The sequence below is a fragment of the Okeania sp. SIO2C9 genome (assembly GCF_010672455.1).
Lineage (GTDB): Bacteria > Cyanobacteriota > Cyanobacteriia > Cyanobacteriales > Microcoleaceae > Okeania.
The window spans coordinates 103655-121709 of record NZ_JAAHGO010000006.1; the positions used below are offsets into that span (position 1 = coordinate 103655).

17 protein-coding genes are annotated in these 18055 nt (G+C 36.1%); 9 read left to right on the forward strand and 8 right to left on the reverse strand.

What is annotated here, in order from left to right; genetic code table 11:
- Positions 1-985: 985 nt before the first annotated feature.
- The 3 genes from F6K23_RS06370 to F6K23_RS06380 all read left to right on the forward strand — a co-directional run bounded on the left by F6K23_RS06370 (position 986) and on the right by F6K23_RS06380 (position 3502).
- The gene (locus F6K23_RS06370; RefSeq protein ID WP_293152192.1) at positions 986-1882 is read left to right on the forward strand and encodes a hypothetical protein; all 897 of its coding nucleotides are present in this window, start codon (positions 986-988) and stop codon (positions 1880-1882) included.
- Positions 1883-1893: 11 nt separating this feature from the next.
- Positions 1894-2277, forward strand: coding sequence for a hypothetical protein (locus tag F6K23_RS06375; protein WP_293152195.1), 384 nt, complete (start codon positions 1894-1896; stop codon positions 2275-2277).
- A gap of 559 nt (positions 2278-2836) precedes the next feature.
- Positions 2837-3502 carry an FHA domain-containing protein gene (locus tag F6K23_RS06380; protein WP_293152198.1) on the forward strand — a complete coding sequence of 222 codons (666 nt, stop codon included), beginning with the start codon at positions 2837-2839 and terminating at the stop codon, positions 3500-3502.
- A gap of 1 nt (position 3503) precedes the next feature.
- Here the strand turns inward: F6K23_RS06380 and F6K23_RS06385 are convergent, their stop codons facing one another.
- Positions 3504-3674: a hypothetical protein gene (locus tag F6K23_RS06385; RefSeq protein WP_293152201.1), complete on the reverse strand. Its 171-nt coding sequence runs from the start codon at positions 3672-3674 to the stop codon at positions 3504-3506.
- Between the two features lie 319 nt (positions 3675-3993).
- Between F6K23_RS06385 and F6K23_RS06390 the strand changes: the two genes are divergently transcribed.
- Positions 3994-6075 (forward strand): tetratricopeptide repeat protein, encoded by a 2082-nt coding sequence (locus F6K23_RS06390; RefSeq protein WP_293152204.1) that lies wholly within the window; start codon positions 3994-3996, stop codon positions 6073-6075.
- A gap of 727 nt (positions 6076-6802) precedes the next feature.
- On the opposite strand, the gene F6K23_RS06395 is transcribed toward F6K23_RS06390, so the two are convergent.
- Positions 6803-7165, reverse strand: coding sequence for a helix-turn-helix domain-containing protein (locus F6K23_RS06395; RefSeq protein WP_293114616.1), 363 nt, complete (start codon positions 7163-7165; stop codon positions 6803-6805).
- A 302-nt stretch (positions 7166-7467) separates the two neighbouring features.
- On the opposite strand from F6K23_RS06395, the gene F6K23_RS06400 reads away from it, so the two are divergent.
- The 4 genes from F6K23_RS06400 (at position 7468) to F6K23_RS06415 (ending at position 10846) form a co-directional block, all read left to right on the forward strand.
- The gene (locus F6K23_RS06400) at positions 7468-8079 is read left to right on the forward strand and encodes an NAD(P)H-dependent oxidoreductase (protein ID WP_293152207.1); all 612 of its coding nucleotides are present in this window, start codon (positions 7468-7470) and stop codon (positions 8077-8079) included.
- A 553-nt stretch (positions 8080-8632) separates the two neighbouring features.
- Entirely contained in the window at positions 8633-9337 is a 705-nt protein-coding gene (locus F6K23_RS06405; protein ID WP_293152210.1) for a glutathione S-transferase family protein, read from the forward strand.
- Between the two features lie 185 nt (positions 9338-9522).
- Positions 9523-9792, forward strand: a complete 270-nt coding sequence (locus F6K23_RS06410) for a putative quinol monooxygenase (RefSeq protein WP_293152213.1) — start codon at positions 9523-9525, stop codon at positions 9790-9792.
- Between the two features lie 250 nt (positions 9793-10042).
- Positions 10043-10846 carry an SDR family oxidoreductase gene (locus F6K23_RS06415; protein WP_293152216.1) on the forward strand — a complete coding sequence of 268 codons (804 nt, stop codon included), beginning with the start codon at positions 10043-10045 and terminating at the stop codon, positions 10844-10846.
- A 398-nt stretch (positions 10847-11244) separates the two neighbouring features.
- Here F6K23_RS06415 and F6K23_RS06420 read toward each other — a convergent pair whose 3' ends face one another.
- The 4 genes from F6K23_RS06420 to F6K23_RS06435 all read right to left on the reverse strand — a co-directional run bounded on the left by F6K23_RS06420 (position 11245) and on the right by F6K23_RS06435 (position 14724).
- Positions 11245-11709 (reverse strand): hypothetical protein, encoded by a 465-nt coding sequence (locus F6K23_RS06420; RefSeq protein WP_293152219.1) that lies wholly within the window; start codon positions 11707-11709, stop codon positions 11245-11247.
- A 1029-nt stretch (positions 11710-12738) separates the two neighbouring features.
- Entirely contained in the window at positions 12739-13353 is a 615-nt protein-coding gene (locus F6K23_RS06425) for a hypothetical protein (RefSeq protein ID WP_293152222.1), read from the reverse strand.
- Between the two features lie 202 nt (positions 13354-13555).
- On the reverse strand, positions 13556-13798 hold the full coding sequence (locus tag F6K23_RS06430; RefSeq protein WP_202222197.1) for a TIGR02450 family Trp-rich protein: 243 nt from the start codon (positions 13796-13798) through the stop codon (positions 13556-13558).
- Between the two features lie 452 nt (positions 13799-14250).
- Positions 14251-14724 carry a GNAT family N-acetyltransferase gene (locus F6K23_RS06435; protein WP_293152225.1) on the reverse strand — a complete coding sequence of 158 codons (474 nt, stop codon included), beginning with the start codon at positions 14722-14724 and terminating at the stop codon, positions 14251-14253.
- Here F6K23_RS06435 and F6K23_RS06440 point away from each other — a divergent pair.
- A complete protein-coding gene (locus F6K23_RS06440) occupies positions 14724-14855 on the forward strand; it encodes a hypothetical protein (protein ID WP_293152228.1) in 132 nt (43 codons plus the stop codon). The two genes, F6K23_RS06435 and F6K23_RS06440, sit on opposite strands and share 1 nt — an antisense overlap.
- 284 nt (positions 14856-15139) lie before the next feature.
- Here the strand turns inward: F6K23_RS06440 and sppA are convergent, their stop codons facing one another.
- Positions 15140-16966: a signal peptide peptidase SppA gene (gene sppA, locus F6K23_RS06445; RefSeq protein WP_293152231.1), complete on the reverse strand. Its 1827-nt coding sequence runs from the start codon at positions 16964-16966 to the stop codon at positions 15140-15142.
- Between the two features lie 557 nt (positions 16967-17523).
- Positions 17524-18009, reverse strand: a complete 486-nt coding sequence (apcB, locus tag F6K23_RS06450) for an allophycocyanin subunit beta (RefSeq protein WP_293152246.1) — start codon at positions 18007-18009, stop codon at positions 17524-17526.
- Positions 18010-18055 lie beyond the last annotated feature (46 nt).

The following is an 18055-nucleotide window of genomic DNA, read 5'->3' on the forward strand; positions in this document are numbered from 1 at the left end:
GAAGGAAGAAGGAACAGGGAAGAAGGAACAGGGAAGAAGGAAGAAGGTTGATTATTGACATTCCGTTTTTTTAGATATTCCATAAGTCAAATAAGGAAGAAGCAAGAAGGAGGAAGGCTTTAGTTCTCTGGGATAGAAGATTCATTATTAATATTCCCAGGACTTACGCAAGTTGACCTGTAGGGGCGAATGGTATTCGCACTATATGTAGAGTCTCTGCGTAAGTCCTGATTCCGTTTTTTGAGCTATTCCATAAATCAAATAATGGCTACTGCTATATTTTATAGCAGAAGAAAGAAGGGAAAAGGAAAAAGTGGATGGAAATAGTCTTCGACAAACCACTTCGTTTCTAGGTTGTGGTGCATTGTCATGGTGGTCTATTGTAATTATTTTGGTCAAGGGAAACGGTAGTGGGAGCATCTTGCTCCCATGAAGCGCCACTGTTCATCCCCATCTACCATTATGCGAGCAGGACTATCTGTGTCTATGCCAAATAATTGTAGTGGACTGACACACCTAAAATGTTGTAGTAGGGGCAGGTTCAGGATTTAAATTAACAAGTTTAAGCACCAGATTAAATAAACCAGTCCCAAATATCTAATATCATGTCCGGATAATTAGTGATCAAAAAAACTTTCTCTTTTTTCTTGCTTCTTTCTTCTCTCCTGACTTCTGAGGACTGAGGACTGACTCCTCCATCGTGATACTATTTTTCCAGATTTATGTTTCAATTAATCTAGCAGAACTAAAACTAAAATAGTCAGATAATTTATCTTTTCTTTTGCGGGTTTAATACCTCACCATCAACGGCTGAAAATTGTTTGGGATTTGAATTCATAAGCAATTTTCCCTTCTGCCTTCTGCCTTCTTGAAGTTTGAATTGAGATAAAGTAAGCCTATCAAAATCAATCATGTACTGCTAATTAAGTCTATTAAATCAAAACAGCAAATCTGATTTTTTTACTATCTATGCACAAATTAATTTATGAAAAAATCACTACTATATTTAACAGTTATAATTATCTGTGGGTGCAGTGACTTATCTACTACTGAAAATCCATTAAACTTGCCTACCACATCACCTACTCCTACCTTTGTAGAATGCCCACAAAAACCAATAATTCGTCTGGATAAAACAGACGCTAAATCTTTATCTTTAACTGAAAATATTATCACTATATCCGATACTGTTAACTCTGAAAAACAGCTTGGCTATAAATTTTATGCCAGAAGGGGTAAAGACTTTAACTATAGAATTACCAGCAATGTTTGTATTTGGATATTTTCCCCAGATACGAAACTATTACAACGTCGAGAATTAATCATCGCTGAACAGAGGGATTCACCAATTTCTGGAGAACAAATGTCTATCGATCTACCTCTAACAGGAGAATATATTGTGCAAGTTTCAAGTCCTAGTGAATCTACAGAATTCAAGCTAGAAATGAGTTTAGGAGATTTAGCAACACCAGAACCTTCTACAGTTAATATCGACGAAACTTCATCAACGCCAAAATCAGAAACGACACCTCAAGAATCTACTTCTAAAACTTCTAGTGAAGCAGCAGTAAAAAATTATTATTCTAATCTTAATCAAGGTAAATATGAGCAAGCTTGGAATCAACTATCAACAAGTTTTCAAGATAATCAACAACTACATCCAGATGGTTATAATTCCTATTATGATTGGTGGACAGGAATTAATAATATTGCTATTCAAGATGTTAAGCAGGTCAGCACAAGTACAGACACGGCTACAGTAAATGCTCTGGTAAAATATACAAAAAAATCAGGAGAAAATATTGCTCAATCTCTGGAGTTATTTTTAGTTTGGAATTCTACAGATAACAAATGGAATATAGATACAGTTAGTCTGAATTAGTTAGAATTATTATGGTAGAATATTCTTTTACTCTCACAAACAAAAATACTAATCAAATATCTAGATATCTTCTAGACTTAGAAGAATATTATGAAAATCAGCCTGCCAGTTTTTTTACCCCAATAGTATGCAATAAAATTAGAAATGAACTACAAAGTCAAAGTAGCTGTCATATTAATGATATGTACTTACAAATAATTATCAAAACATGGATTCAAGATATCAAAGAAGGATATAGAGATAGTAATATTGTTCTAGATTTACCTAAAATTAATCATCGGAATATTAACAATCTCAAAGAATCAGGAAATCAAAAAATTCCTCAACTTATTTATCCAGATTTATCTGATATAGAACCAAAAATTGGTGCATTACCCCCCCTAGATTTTTCTTAACTAGCTATTAGCTATCAGCTATCAGCTATCAGCTATCAGCTATCAGCTCAAAATTTGTGCATAAATAATGGTATATGTTTGGGTAGCATTCCGGAACGGAAAAGTTTTTTAAAGTAAGAAAAAATAAGGAAGGAGCAAGAAGAAATAAGGTAGTTAGCTCAAGACTGTTACTAAACAAAAACATAAAATTAAAAATTATCTGGCAGAAAAGAAGTTAAGAGGTTGTCTGAGAAGTCCCATTTGCTACATCTAAGCCCCCGCGCATCCCCCAATTTTGGGGGACTAGAGCAAGCAAATTGACTCTTGCTCTCCCCAAAGTTGGCAGGGTCTATTTATTGTCACTAGAGAAAAATTTATGGGGAGATGGGGGAATGGGGAGATGGGGAGGTGGGGAGATGGAGAGATTTGTATATTTGCATAATTTTTTGTATTTCTTATGAATATTCTCTGACGACAAAGAATTAGCCCTGCCATGCGTTGGGCGACTAGAGGGGCAAAATTCAGTATCAAAAAACTTTTCAGATATCCTCTAAAATAAATTTATTTTTTGATAAAAATTATGACTATTAATTGTAATGTATGTTTCTACGATAGAAATTCAGATAAAAATCAATTTTGCGAAGTTTGTGGTTCAGAAATACAACCATCAATTACTTTGTTTGAAGCTGCAGATACAGGAATTCAAGAGGGAGAAACACAAACTGTTTTACAAACAGATGAACAACCAGTAAATTTCCATCAAAGTATTAATCAAAATATTAACAATAATCCTGTAACCGCACCAGTTAATACAAATATTCACACTAGCTCACCTCCAACTCTAGAAACTTCTAAAAAAGCAAATATTTTACCTACAAATTCTGCTAATCCTACTGTAATTACTGGAACAATTGCTAAACTTATTCCGAAACAAGTAGGTTCGCCCGTACCAGAATTTATTATCGATAGTAATAATGCTCTGATTGGTAAATTTGACACTAATATTGGTCCTGTAGAAATTGATTTAGATGGATTTTATGGAGATGAAACAGTTTCTTCTACCCATGCAGAAATCTATTTTGAAAATAATCAATGGCAAATCAAAGATATGGGTTCTACTCATGGTATTTATATTAAACCTACAGGTAAAACTAGGTTTGGATACAGGACTAATAAACCAGAAGTTTTAAACTCAGGAGATGAAATTGCTATAGGTAAAATTAGGTTACTATTTCTGATTATTTAATTTATAAGTCAGGAATCAGTAGGGGTGAATGGCCATTCGCCCTGACAAAAACAGAGGGTGGGGAGAAAAAGAAAATAGGAGGAATAATTGTACCTGTACCAAATACCGAATAATTAAGGTTTAAAGCCTCTTCTTTAGAGGTTGTCTGAGAAGTCCCATTTGCTACATCCAAGCCCCCGTTGGTCTCCCATTCAACAAAAAGCGCAGTATCCTCTGGCTTCCCCCGATCCTGCGGGGGACGGGAGGGGGATGACACCAGGGGACGGGAGGGGGATTAATAAAGTGGTACTAGAGCAAGCAAATTAACTCTTGTTCCCCCCATGCGTTGGGGGGCTAGGGGGGCAAAATTCAGTATCAAAAAACTTTTCAGATATCCTCTTAAAGGAGAAACAAGAAAAATTTTCCCTCTTGCATCAATCCTATCAACTTTCAACAATTATTAATTATTAATTGTTGAAGCCTTCCTTCTCCAATAAAATAAGGATACAAAAATGTCGATAAACTGCCCAGTTTGTGGCGCAGAAAATTCTGATACTGCCATTACTTGTCGCGCTTGTGGTTGCCCTTTAACTAATATAAATTCAGTAGGATATCAACTTCCTAGTGGCACTTTACTTCAACAAGGTAAATATAGAATAGAAAAAACATTAGGTGAGGGTGGTTTTGGCATTACTTACAAAGCAATTGATTTAGAAAATTTTACCGATGTTGCGATTAAAGAACTTTGCCCAGATAAGTTTCTGAGACATGGCATAAATATTATTTGGCCTCCCTCTATTACTGCCAAAATTAAGCAGGAACAAATTCAAAAATTTAAGACAGAAGCAGAATATTTACAAAAATGTATCCATCCCAATATTGTCAGAGTTATTAATTGGTTTGAAGCTCACAATACAGCTTATTTAGTAATGGAATTTGTCAGAGGTAAACCCCTATCTAAAATTTTGCAAGAAAAAGGTAGACTGCCAGAAAATCTTGTCAAAAAATATTTTATTCAAATTGCTGAAGCTTTACAGTTAGTTCATGCTAATAATTTTCTGCATCGCGATATTAAACCGGATAATATTATTATTAATTCCCTAGATAAAGCTATCCTGATTGATTTTGGTTCCGCCAGAGAATTTTTGGCAGGTCTCACTCATAAAATGACCTCTATGTTGACGCCTGGATATGCACCAATAGAACAATATACTAACTTTGGCAAACCCAATCCTAGTACAGATTTATATGCTGTTTGTGCTTCAATTTATCATGCTTTAACAGGTAAATTACCAGTAGCATCACCTGGTAGATTAAGTTCAGAAGCTTTGATTTATCCACGCCAAATAGAACCATCAATTTCTCCTCAAATAGAACAAATTATCTTAACAGGAATGAAGATGGAAATAGAGGAACGTTTTCAAAGTGCTGAGGAATTAATTGATGCGCTGAAAGGTAAGTTTATTTCTCAACAATTAAGTCAAGCTAGACAGATTTTAAAACAAGGAAATTTGCCAGAAGCAGTCACAGCTTATCAACAATGTTTGTTGAAAGAACCCGATAATAGTATTGCTGCTATAGAACTGGCAATGTTATTAGTTTATATTGACGATCGCCAAGCTATTTTTGCTGCCGAGCGAGCTATTAAAATTAATCCCAATGATGGTAGAGGTTATGGAGTTTTAGGGCTAATTAGTTGTCGTCAAGAAAATTGGATACAGGCACTTCAACAGTTAGAAAAAGCTGTAAATTTATCTCCAGAAGAATCTTGGATACAGGCTAACTATGCTTGGAGTTTAGCAAAATTATCTAGATGGAAAGAAGCATTAATAGTATGCGATCGCTCCTTGAAAATAGATAGTAATTCGGCTTTTGCATTAGGATTAAAAGGCTGGATTTTAGCAAATCAAAAACAGTGGATAGGAGCCATCGATACTATTCGTCCAGCAATAAAAATTTCCCAAAAATATAATAGTAGCGATCGGCAAAAATTGCTTTCTTGGTTATACCCTTCTTTGATTTTTGCTATAGACCAAGAATTACTAAGTAAAACTACTCCAGATATAGATAAATGTATTGAAGAATGTATTGAAGAATTTATTACTAAATTGCCTAACAGTAGTTTTGCCTGGGGATGCAAAGGTTGGAAACTAGGCTGCAAAAATCAATGGCAAGAAGCTATTATTTCTCTAGAAAAAGCTACCCATTTATCTGATCTTAAATCTTGGATATTTTTAAATTTAGGCATCGCCTATGAACATCAGGGAAACTATCAAGCTGCCATTCAAATATATAAAAATTTCAGTAATAATCATCAAAATGAAATTGCTCTATATCGTTTAGGCACTTTCCTTGGTCGTCAACAACAATGGTTGCTCGCTAAATCTTTCCTAGAAAAAGCAATTAAAATCAATCCAAATTATGCAGAAGCTTATCATAATTTAGGGTGGGTGTTGTTAAATCTTAAAAATTCTCATGGAGAGATTCAAAACTTACAGGCAATGGAATCAGCTTATGGTCAAGCTATGGAGCTTTATGAACAACAAAATAAGTTAAATTTAGCTAACAGTATTAAACAAGCATTTCAAGTATAGCTGGCCACTACAAGTATAAGGCATTTTGTAAGCATTCAGCCGTCAGCATTCAGCCGTCAGCTATTAATTTTGAGGAAGATAAAAGCAACCTTTAAAATTGAGAAAGAATAAAAGTTACTGGCAAATTCCCCTTCCTAAACCTTAGAAGTAATTACTCATTACTAATTGCTGACTGCTGACTGCTAATAGCTGAATGCTTACGGCATTTTTAACCAACTTGCCCATAAATGATAGTTTGGCAGAGAAATGTCGAGTATGAAAAATCAACTCCTCACACCTCTAATATTAAATCTGGTTGAACACTTATTATATAGTTGGGGGGAGTAGGGGAGTAGGGGAGATTGAAGACTTGAAGTATAGTTATAAACATATACTATATAACCGGATTCTATATAAATAATAATAGAGAATATACCCATAAATAGTTAGGGCTTGCTGATTAACTATAAAAGAATTGACATATAAAAGTTTCAGCCTTCTGAGGTAAAAAAAAGTACCAGCTTTTCGGTCAAGAAAGCTCATGCGTATTAGTATTTTGTGCAGACAAGAACAGAAAAATTAAGGGACAATTCTTTCAGCTGTTTATGCTCATGCATGGAGCCTAAAATAGGCGCATAGTTGGGGATAAAAATCATTCTTACAATTGTTACTCCTACCTCCTCGCTCGTTCCCATCTCTCCTGTCTCCTGTCTCCTACCCCTACTAAAAGACTAGTGAAGCGCAAACCCTAGATATTTTGCTTCTCTACCCATTGCTTCAACTCTTCTAAAAAAGAAAGTGTTGTTTTCCCAAAATCAGTTATCTCGTAGGTTACAGCAAAAGGTCTTGTACTAATTACCTCACGCTTAACCAAACCATCATTCTCCATCTCTCTTAGCCTTTGAGTTACCATCTTTTTGCTTGCTCCACCAAGTTGACGAGCTAAATCCCCAAAACGTACGGGTTTATCCTTGAGATGCCAAAGAATAGATCCTTTCCATTTTCCACCTATAAGCCTCATTCCGCGTTCAATTGGACAGGGTGTAAGACAAGGTTCAATTGCCTGCTTGCGACCTAGATTGTCGGTTTCAATTTCAATCTTAGAACTCATTTCCCACCTGGTTACTAAAAGTATACTAGTTGACTATAGTAACTTAATTTTGTATCTTTCAATTATGGCAGTGACGGCGTTGGTAAATTAGTGTATGATATTAATCTTAATTACTTAGGAGTCAGGAGTCAGGAGTCAGGAGTCAGGAGAGAAGAAAGAAGAATAAACCCAGACTAGAAGGAGAAAGTTTTTTGGTCGCGTAAAGGTCATGGAGTTCTATCGCGCTCTTATCTGGACATGATATCATACCTCAAATTACCAACGCTGGCAGTGACAAATACCAAATAAATCAAGGCCAACTAATGAACACTCTGCTTTTAATTTTAGGTAAAGAAACTAACGAATTTGCTAAAGGTAACTATAATCAAAGTCTTTTTGAGACCGCAGTAGAAACTTTAAGCAATCGTTATAAAATTTTGACTACTATTGTTGAAGATGGCTACAAAGTTCCAGAGGAAATTGCTAAATTCAAACAAGCTGACGCAGTAATCTTTCAATACCCAGTTTACTGGTTCATGATGCCATCAACTTTAAAACGATACCTAGATGATGTTTATGCTTATGGTGAATTTTTTGGGTTTAGTGGTGGTGAATATGGATCTGGTGGACTTATGAAAGGTAAAAAGTTTATGCTCTCTACTACCTGGAATGCACCCATCGAAGTCTTCAATAATAAGAATCCAAATAGTTTTTTTGAAGGGCGATCGGCAGAAGAAGTATTGCTACCAATGCGTAAATCTCAGGAATATTGTGGTTTAGAGGAGTTACCTCATTTTTCTTGCCACAACATTATTAAAAATCCTCAATTTGAGTCCGATAAAGAGCGGTATATTCTTCATTTAACTAAAGTTTTTCTCGATTTCAATCCTTTTAGAAACGCAGACGCTCAACAAGTAGCATCTATCAGTCAGTAATCCTGGCTAATAGACATCTCCGAAAAAGATATAGATTTTTTGCAGGAGTAGGCAACAGCTCATCTGGCAACAGGCAACAGGTAAGATGTTTTTACGAAAAAGGCACGAAAAAAGATTTTTTAGGGTGAATTTTTCGTATCCTTAGTCTGCTCTAATTAAAAGATTTATTTTCTGGAGATGTCTAATGTTTGATTTATCCTCAAAAAATACTATTGCAGGATGGCGGAATTAACGAAGTTAGAAGTCACAAGTCACAAGTCAGAAGTTATCAGGACTTACACAAAGACACTGTGTATAGAGTCCAGTAACTATTGGACAATAGTTATGAGTACTATATATACCGTATCTGCTTAAGTCCTAGTTATTTTTGTAACGGGGGTTTGAGCTCTGCTCCAAAAATATTTCGCCTTAAAAGGCGTGGTTTTAGACCCATATTGTTTTGATAACTGACCAGTTACAAAATCCTAAAACAATTACAAATCAATACTTTTGAATTTTGACTTTTGACTTCCGCGTAGCAGCACTATTAATTTAGAATAACCGAGAAAATATCATGACCAAACAACCAGACATTCATCTTTATACAGCCTCCACCATGAACGGATGGAAGCCAGTAATTTTTCTTGAAGAAGCTGAAGTTGAGTATGACATGACCTATATTGACTTTTCTAAAAAGGAACAAAAGTCAGATTGGTACATGAAGCTCAACCCAAACGGACGTATTCCAACGATCGTAGACCGGGGTAATGACGATTTTGCTGTTTTTGAGTCGGGTGCAATTCTCTGGTATTTGGCAGAAAAATATCAAAAGTTTCTCCCTCAAAATGAAAAAGCTCGCTCTCAAACACTTCAATGGTTAATGTTTCAAATGGGTGGTATCGGACCAATGATGGGACAGGCGATGTATTTTCAAAGGATTGCCGAACCACAGGGACATCGAGATGAATTTGCGATCGAGCGATATGTAAAGGAGTCGCGCAGGTTACTGGAAGTATTGGATAAACAGCTTGAGGGTAAAATCTTCTTGGTGGGAGATGAATTTACGATCGCAGATATTGCTACTTATCCTTGGGCGAGGTCTTACTATTGGGCAAAGGTTTCTGTAGATGGGTTGAATAATCTTCAAGCTTGGTTTGACCGTATTGACGAACGACCTGCTACCCAAAGAGCTTTGGAAAAACCCAAACCCGTACCTGCGTTTTTTGGTCGAGGTGATGTTGATACTGCTGAAGCTGCCAATGCAGCTAGATTTAAATAGGACTTACGCAGACAAGCTATATATAGCGCTCACAACTATTGTCCAATAGTTATTATACTCTATAAATAGTGCCTTTGCGTAAGTCCTGTTAAAGATAACTGATACATCAACTTCAATGATAGTGACCAATAGAAAATTAGAGACAAAAAGTAAAGATCATGAGCGAAAAACTATATACCGTTGCCGTGCTAAAGGCTCAAAAGGGAAAGTTTGACGAGCTAGTTGGGGTTCTAGAAGAACTAGCAAGAGAGACTCGTCAGGAAGCAGGAGCGTTGCAATATGGGTTTTATCGTAACCAAGAAGACCCTAACACCATACTATCTTTTGAAGAATGGCAAGATACGGATGTTGAATCTGCACATTGGAAAACACCCCATCTTACTTCAGCGGTTGAAAAATTTAAGGAAATTTTGGATGGCGAACCGATCGTCTATAAAAGCCATAAAATCATCTAATATCATGTTCGGATAATCAGTTACAATAAAATTTAAGGACTGATAGTACCGACAGTACAAAAGAAATACTGAAATTATCAATACTATTCTCCAATATTTCCTATGTATTCCTCCTTTCTTCCCTCCTGACTCCTGACTCGGTCCTCCTGACTCCTGAGGACTCACAACAGTTATTTATAAGTATTTAACCGAACATGATATAAGTTTGTTTCATAAATCAAAGTATTTTTTCTCAGAAAGGAGATTTCTCATGAGTAAGACAATTTTAATGACAGGTGCAGGTTCGGGATTCGGTAAAGGTACGGTGCTGGGGTTAGCAAAAAAAGGTCATAAGGTAATTGCTACCTGTGAAAACTGGCCCCAAGTCACTGAACTTAAGGCAGCAGCAGAACAAGAAGGTGTGGAAATTGAAGTCGCTAAGATGGATCTGCTGAATAAAGAGGAACGCGAATTTGTGTTTGAGAAATATGCCGACGAGATCGACATTTTAGCTCCCAACGCAGCTACTGGTGAAACTGGTCCTATCGCTGAAATTCCTGTCGATCGAGTACGTCGCGTATTTGAGGTGAATGTCTTCTGCACCCTAGAATTTATCCAGCCGTTCGCCCGTCATTTTGTCAAAAAAGGCAAAGGAAAAATTATCTTTACTTCTTCGATTGCAGGGTTTTCCACCTTCCCATTTCTCGCACCCTATTGCGCGTCCAAACACGCCCTCGAAGCCATTGTGCAGTTGATGCGTGAGGAAATGGAGGGTACTGGAGTACAGATTGCAACTATTAACCCCGGCCCATTCCGTACAGGTTTTAACGATAGAATGTATGACACCCTCGACCAGTGGTACGACCCCGACCGAAACTTCACCCCAGAGAAGCCAGTTCGCGATACACAGCAACTATTTGCAGGGGAAGATTTGCAACTCGACCCTCAAGGAATGATTGACTTTATGATCGAGACTATTCCTCAAGACCATCATAAATTTCGCAATGTCTATCCTCCGCGTTTTATTGAGGATGTGAAGAAGTATCAGGAAAGCTTGTGGGATATTCAGGTTTAATATCATGTCTGGTTAAACAGTTATAAATAAATGATAGAGGAGTCAGGAGTCAGGAGTCAGGAGTCAGGAGGGAAGAAAGAATAAAGAGGAGGAAAAGGAGAAAGTTTTTTTATCACTAATTATCCGGACATGATATTACTACTTTAGTTAACTTTTATCGTCGAAAAATTTGTGTTTTCAACCTTTATTCTCAGTTTAATACCAATTTGATAAATGTTTGCTACAAATCCTGGAACTGTTTCTAGTAGTCAATAGTCAGTAGTCAGTAGAAAGAGCTGTTATTATCATTTTTGACCCTGAAATAATTCTATTCTGCTAAATATATATCTGACTTTAACCATTTTTGTTGACCAAACTATTCGTAACATTCTTTTTTCATGCATGGTATAATTTATTGCTTAAAGTGGTTCCCTAATTTTATATTTAACTTCCTCATTTATTCCACCTATCAAGCAATCAACATAAACATTACTCCTTCTACCTGGTGTACCATCAACTTCTGACCAATTCACTGTTTCTCTTCTAATACGAATCTCGCTAAAATTTTTATCAGTATAGTCATACATACATTCTCCTTCAACTGTCAATATAGAATTCTGTCTTTCGTTTTCTTTTGTACTTTTAAAATCTGATAAATGATACTTTAGATCAAACTCTATAGCTAGTTTATAATTAGCTTCTGTAATAAATGCTGAAAATGAAGATAAATCTTGAGATAATTCTACTATTTCAAAACCTATCTCTCGATCCAAGCGAGGAATTCTTTCTTTATCTATTCCCAGAATAATATTTGTTTTATCCAATTCTGGTACATTAGATTTAAGCCGATCTAAACATGATTTTAAATCTTTATATATAAACACTTCTTGACCTAAAGTTTTGCACTCTTTATAGAGATTCTTAGCAAGACGACTATAGTTTTCATTTCTATTCTCAAAAAAACCTTTATCTTGAGTTACAAAATGAACTTCGTAATTTTCTTTTAGTAGAGAAAGAATTGCTTCCCAAATAGCAGAATCTTTAAATTGTTGATTTTTTTCTCCATTAGGTGTAGGTGGTGTTCCTTCATCTACGCCCTGAAGTGCTTACTTAGCGTGTTCAAAAGTAAACGGTACTCTTTTAATCCACGACTCAATTTCTTTCATTCTGCTTTCTATAGCATCTTTAATTTGACTTTCGTCTGGTACTTGGTAATTAGAGCGTTTTCCCATGATAATTTCAATTTTTTTAAAATTAGAGTTAATTTCTTCAACAGCTTTACATCCATCTTTAATTGTATGTTTTAAGACTTCATTTTCTATAACTTATGGTAATCCAAGATAGCCATTATTTTGTTTGATACAATAAAGTAATGCTCCTCCTAAAGACGTTTTTAGTAAAATATTAGAATCTTGTATCCATGTATTAGTATCAATTACCACACAGAGTTTTTTTGAATTCTCTTCCATTCTTATAAAATTTGTAATTAAATTATGATTTGTACTGATTTACCGAATAATTAACTAATTAATAATTAAATAATTCTGGTTTAAAGCCTCCCCTGTTAAGGGGAAAAAAAGCGGTCGATCTTCGTAGCTTCCCGAAGGGTGGGATGGCGAGGAGAACTCGCCATATCCAATCGACCAAGAGAAGAAATAATATTTCCTTATATTCAATCAAGAGCGGTTTTAACCAGAGGTAATTATCAATTATCCATTATCAATTATCCATTAATGAAATGACTATGCTTGATGCTTTTGAAGATATTCTCCCCAGAGCTTATTATCAATGTCAATTTTTAGCAATTGTCTAATAGTATGTAATGATTAAGAACTTTTAGTTAACTATTTTAATGAAGTATTTTAACTGTTTAAATTCATTGAAATTACCTTTTTTCTGGGAGCATATAAAAATTAAAACGGGATTTCTTCATCTAAATCATACTCATTTTCCCGTTCTTGAGATTCGGCAAAAATTGCCTCTGCTTGTTTAATTTTTTCAAAAATTGTAGCTCTAGAATAAGGTCGTTTTTTCATTAGTCGATCAATTTTGTATTTAGCTTTAATTGCCTCTCGATATTCTTGAGAAATCGGTTCTTCCGGCCAATTAAAATCACTAGCTTTAATAACTGGTAGTCGAGAACCTAATTTTTCTATTGGCATTTCTGGTAATCGTAGGAGAAAATATTCTCGTCTACGTCTGATATTTTCAGCTCTATTTTCAATTTCTGCTAATACACCTAATAACTGACTAGGATGATGTTCAGAAATAGCGACTATAACCTCAACATCATCTAAGGGAATACCTAAACTTTCTGCTTTAGCTAAAAATTCATCTGGAATATGATTTATGATGGGAGGATTAATGGCAGCAGAGATTTCTGCCATAGCTTTTTTGATAGTTTCTTGAGCAAATTCAACTGTTTGATGATTAGCTTGATTTATAGATTTTTCACTGACAATATCTTCTAAATTTTTGGTGGCATTTGTTAATAATTTAATTGCTTGTTTAAGATATTCGTAATCCATTTTTATCGAATAATTAAGGTTGAAAGCCTCTCTTTTATAAGTCAAAAGTAAAAAGTAAGAAGTAAGAAGTAAGAAGTAATATGAAATACAAAAATTGTGCTACTTACCAAATAATTAAGGTTTAAAGTCTCTCCTTTATAAGTAAAAAGTAAAAAGTAAGAAGTAATACGAATTTCCAGGAGAGGTAATTATTAATTATTAATTATTCAATGGCTTCTAATTCCTGTGTTGACTGCCATCCAGGTTTCCAAAGAGAACGGTCTTTTAGTTGTTTAGCATTTAACCAAAATCTCACACTTGAGTCACAGGATGCAACCATTTCAGCAAATACCCATTGACCTTGATTTTTACGATTTACTACTTGGAAATGTCGCCATCCCCAGGTTTTTTGATTTGCCGTCCATTTTGAACCAACAAGATGAGGAAATTTTTGTTTTTTTGACATTTTTAATAAGAAGGAAGGAGGAAGAAGGAAGAAGGAAGAAGGAAGAAGGAAGGTTTCAAGGGAGAAGGTTTTTTATGGTTAATTATCCGAACATGGTATTATATTATGTTCCCCCTCCGGGGGAGCTACGCTAACGGTAGAACAGTTATAATTAGGCTCGTAGTTGGACTTTAGTCCTAATACTAAGCATTGTAAGGGCTAAAGCCCAACTACAAACAAAAACTTTATTATAAGTAATTATCCGAACATGATATTGGAGGATATCTGAAAAGTTTTTTGATACTGAATTTTGCTCCCCTAGCCCCCCAACTTTGGAGGGAACAAGAGTCAATTTGCTTGCTCTAGTCCCCCAATTTTGGGGGATGCGCGGGGGCTTAGATGTAGTAAATGGGACTTATCAGACAACCTCTTAAACCCGCAAAAGAAAAGATCGGTAAGAATAAAAAATAATTCTAAGATAAGTCTAGCCGCATTTCATTATTTTTATCAAAGCCAAGATCAGAATATAGAGGTTTGCCTTGAGGTGAAGCATGAAGAATAGCTTTAGTACAATTAATAGATTTAAGGTAAGCGATCGCTTCTTCCATCAACTTTTTAGCAATTCCTTGACGGCGATAATTTGCTTCAACATAAACACCCCAAATATAACCATATTTTCTATATTCCGGCTTGAGAATATTTGGATACAAACCAGCAAGTATTTGACAGCTAACTGAACCAACTATTGTATTATTTATTTCGGCAATAAAAGCTTGATAAAATAGTTTTTTTCTAGCATTATCAATATACTCTTTTGTGATTTCTAACCAGTTAGATTCAATAGAATCAATAGGTACGCCAATATCTTGCCACATTTTGTAAAGATGCTCGGCAATTATATAATTTTCTGATAAGTTTGCTGTTCTGATATTAAGATTTTCTGGCATTGAAATTCAAAAATAAGGAAGAAGGAAGAAGGAAGAAGGAAGAAGGAAAAAAAATATTTAGGACTGACCTTGTTGGAAAAATTGGATGGGGACAGTTATTTGAGTTATCAGTTGCCATAGTTACCGAATAATTAAGGTTTAAAGTATCTCCTTTAAAGGAGAAATAAGAAAAACATTTTCCTTTGAGTTAGAGAATATCTGCAAAGTTTTTTGATACTGAATTTTGCCCCCCGAGCAAGCCAACTTTGGGGGGAACAAGACAATTTGCTTGCTCTAGTCCCCCAAAATTTGGGGATGCGCGGGGGCTTGGATGTAGCAAATGGGACGTCTCAGACAACCTTTCAATCCTATCCGTTTTCAAGGAGAGGTAATTATTAATTATTAATTATTAATTATTAATTGTTGAATGCCTTCTTCAATCAATTCTAAGATTAAAAGGCAAACGAGTATAAATTCCATAAGGGTCATTCATAGCTCTCAAACTAGCTAACTCCTGCTGCAACTTTTGAAATTCTGCCGTCAGTGGGTCTACCGGAGAAGTCGATATTTCAGCTTCCACACCAGAAAGACTGCGGAAAATTCTTTGCTCCAAACTACGAGACTTAGGATATTCTTCAACTTTCCAACCATCTCCCAATTCCGCTTTTTCTGCAGCAAACTTAATCGCACCCTCTATTCCAGTAATCTCATCTACTAAACCTAACTCTTGAGCACTAACACCAGACCAAACTCTACCTTGAGCAATTTCAGCTACTTTCTCCTTTGGTAAATTACGAGCAGTTGCTACATTTGTAATAAAACGCTCATAAATTGAATCCACCATATTTTGAATTAAGGCTAACTCCTCCTCAGTTTTAGGACGAGAATTATTATTCAGATCGGCAAATTGACCAATTTTTACTGTATCCCAAGTAATACCATTTTCATTGCCCAACTCTTGAATATTGAACAAAACACCAAAAACTCCAATGGAACCTGTAATAGTAGTAGGTTCAGCAAATATTTTGTCCGCATTCATGGAAATCCAATATCCACCAGAAGCAGCTATATTACCCATAGATACAATTATAGGTTTTTGCTCCCTGGTAAGTTTGACTTCTCGACCAATAACTTCCGATGCTGAAGCACTGCCACCAGGACTATTCACTCGCAAAACTACAGCCTTAACTTTGTCATCAAGTCGCAGTCGTCGCAATTCCTTTGCTAGGCGATCGCCTCCTATTTGTCTGGGAGTACCCGTACCATTAACTATTTCTCCCTGAGCGTAAACTACAGCAATTTTATTTTTGCTTTTAACATCTCCACTGTCAGTTTCTGCAACTTCTGGCACTCTCGTATAGTTGTTGAGACTAATTTGTGTAAAAGTTTTGTCATCTTCTTCTTTGCCAGTTAACTCTTTAAGTTCACCTAGCACTTCGTCGTAGTAACCAACTCGGTCTACTAATTTACTATCTACCGCAGCATCCGCCATCAAAATCCCCTGCTCATTAGCGATCGCCTGTAACTGCTGTATTGTTAACCCGCGACTAGGGGCTATTGTTTGCAGGTATTTACCCCAAATATCCTGTAACAACTGGAGAGTTTGCTGTCTGTTTTCCGGACTAATTTCTTGTCGGATAAAAGGTTCAACTGCGGACTTATATTTACCGACTCTCGTTACTTGTACTCCAATACCAAATTTATCAAACGCCCCACTCAAGAACATAGTTTGTGAACTTAAACCATTGAATTCTATGGCACCCATGGGGTTAATAACAATATCATCTGCTACGGAACATAGATAATATTCTCGCTCTGTCCAGTCTACGTCGTAGGCAATGATTTTTTTGCCTGTTTCTCGGAAGCGTTGAAGTGCCTGACGTATTTCTTGTAGATTTGCCAGTCCTGTTATTCCTGGTATACTGCTACCTTTAATGTAAAGACCGATAATTTTTTCGTCTTGGGCAGCAGCATCAAGAGCATTAATTGCTTTTCGGAGAGTAATAGTTGCAGGTTGGTCGCCAGAGAGAGCTTCTTGAAGTGCTTCCCCGGTAGTGGAGATGGGTCTGGTGTCTGTAATATTAGTAGCGAGGTCGAAAACTAGGATCGATTTATCTTTAACTTTTGGGCCGATATCTTTGGCCTTACTCGCGATGGAACCAACAAGAAATATTAGTCCGCCAAATCCTAAGCTGACAATTAGAGCAATTCCCAGTAAACTGCCAATCAAGCTGGCAAAAGTATATTTGAAGAAGTCTTTCATGTTTCCAGTGGGAGTAGTTAATAGAGGAAATTAATTCTTGGAGAAGGAGTCAGAAGACAGAATAATTAGTAGGGCATTGCTGAACCGCCACTAATCAAAAACCACCAAAAATCAGATTTTGTGAGAGCTTTAAACCCTTTTATTCATAAACCAATAGTACTAAATTCTATTCTCAATTCCTCAGAATGAGGACTGAATTCTTTTTTGGTAATTATAGCGTTTTCATCTAATAAAAAATAAAACAGGGCTTACGCATTTTTTCGACAAAAACACTATATATACCATAGTGCTATAGTTTTTACCAAAAAATGAGGGTATGTGCCTCCCCTTTTAAGGGGATGAAAAAAATATTTAGTTCAGTATTTCAAGCCTCCGACTTCAGTCGGAGGTTCACTGATAACTGATAACTGATAACTGATAACTGTGCCAAAACTTATCTGCTTGACATTGGAGCAAAACTTGTCTTTAACAAGCTAGCACTCACCACTGACTTCCCAGACTTTGACAAGACAAAAAATTCCGAAGAACTCAGAATTTAAGCCAGCCAGCTGACTTACTTAGCTCAAGCCAGAGCTAATGTAATCGAAATAAACGCCCATTTCTTTGCCTGCATCAGGACCAACCAAGCTAGCGGTTACTTCTTTCATAGCTTGGATAGCTTGTACAGTATTGCCAATAGGAACACCAAGAGAGTTGTAGGTTTCTTTCAAACCATTGAGTACACGCTCATCAAGGATGGAAGGATCACCAGCAAGCATCGCATAGGTTGCGTAGCGTAGGTAGTAGTCCATGTCGCGGATGCAAGCAGCATAGCGACGAGTTGTGTACATGTTGCCACCGGGACGAGTGCTATCAGAGTATAGCAAAGACTTAGCAACTGCTTCCTTAACAATGGTGGAGGCGTTAGCGCTGATGCTGGTTGCTGCCCGTACCCGTAGCTCTCCAGTCTGGAAATAGCCCTTGAGCTTTTCAAGGGAAGAGGCATCTAAGTATTTGCCTTGGACATCGGAAGAATTGATAACAGAAGTAATTGCGTCTTGCATAATTGTGTTTCCTTCAATTTCAGTTAGTCTCGGAAAACTAAACTTT

Coding starts and splice junctions, on each gene's coding strand:
- F6K23_RS06405 (WP_293152210.1), top strand. CDS start 8,633: ATGACCAAACAACCAGACATTCATCTTTATACAGCCTCCACCATGAAC.
- F6K23_RS06400 (WP_293152207.1), top strand. CDS start 7,468: ATGAACACTCTGCTTTTAATTTTAGGTAAAGAAACTAACGAATTTGCT.
- F6K23_RS06375 (WP_293152195.1), top strand. CDS start 1,894: ATGGTAGAATATTCTTTTACTCTCACAAACAAAAATACTAATCAAATA.
- F6K23_RS06425 (WP_293152222.1), bottom strand. CDS start 13,353: ATGGATTACGAATATCTTAAACAAGCAATTAAATTATTAACAAATGCC.
- F6K23_RS06380 (WP_293152198.1), top strand. CDS start 2,837: ATGACTATTAATTGTAATGTATGTTTCTACGATAGAAATTCAGATAAA.
- F6K23_RS06395 (WP_293114616.1), bottom strand. CDS start 7,165: ATGAGTTCTAAGATTGAAATTGAAACCGACAATCTAGGTCGCAAGCAG.
- F6K23_RS06370 (WP_293152192.1), top strand. CDS start 986: ATGAAAAAATCACTACTATATTTAACAGTTATAATTATCTGTGGGTGC.
- F6K23_RS06390 (WP_293152204.1), top strand. CDS start 3,994: ATGTCGATAAACTGCCCAGTTTGTGGCGCAGAAAATTCTGATACTGCC.
- F6K23_RS06415 (WP_293152216.1), top strand. CDS start 10,043: ATGAGTAAGACAATTTTAATGACAGGTGCAGGTTCGGGATTCGGTAAA.
- sppA (WP_293152231.1), bottom strand. CDS start 16,966: ATGAAAGACTTCTTCAAATATACTTTTGCCAGCTTGATTGGCAGTTTA.
- F6K23_RS06435 (WP_293152225.1), bottom strand. CDS start 14,724: ATGCCAGAAAATCTTAATATCAGAACAGCAAACTTATCAGAAAATTAT.
- F6K23_RS06430 (WP_202222197.1), bottom strand. CDS start 13,798: ATGTCAAAAAAACAAAAATTTCCTCATCTTGTTGGTTCAAAATGGACG.
- apcB (WP_293152246.1), bottom strand. CDS start 18,009: ATGCAAGACGCAATTACTTCTGTTATCAATTCTTCCGATGTCCAAGGC.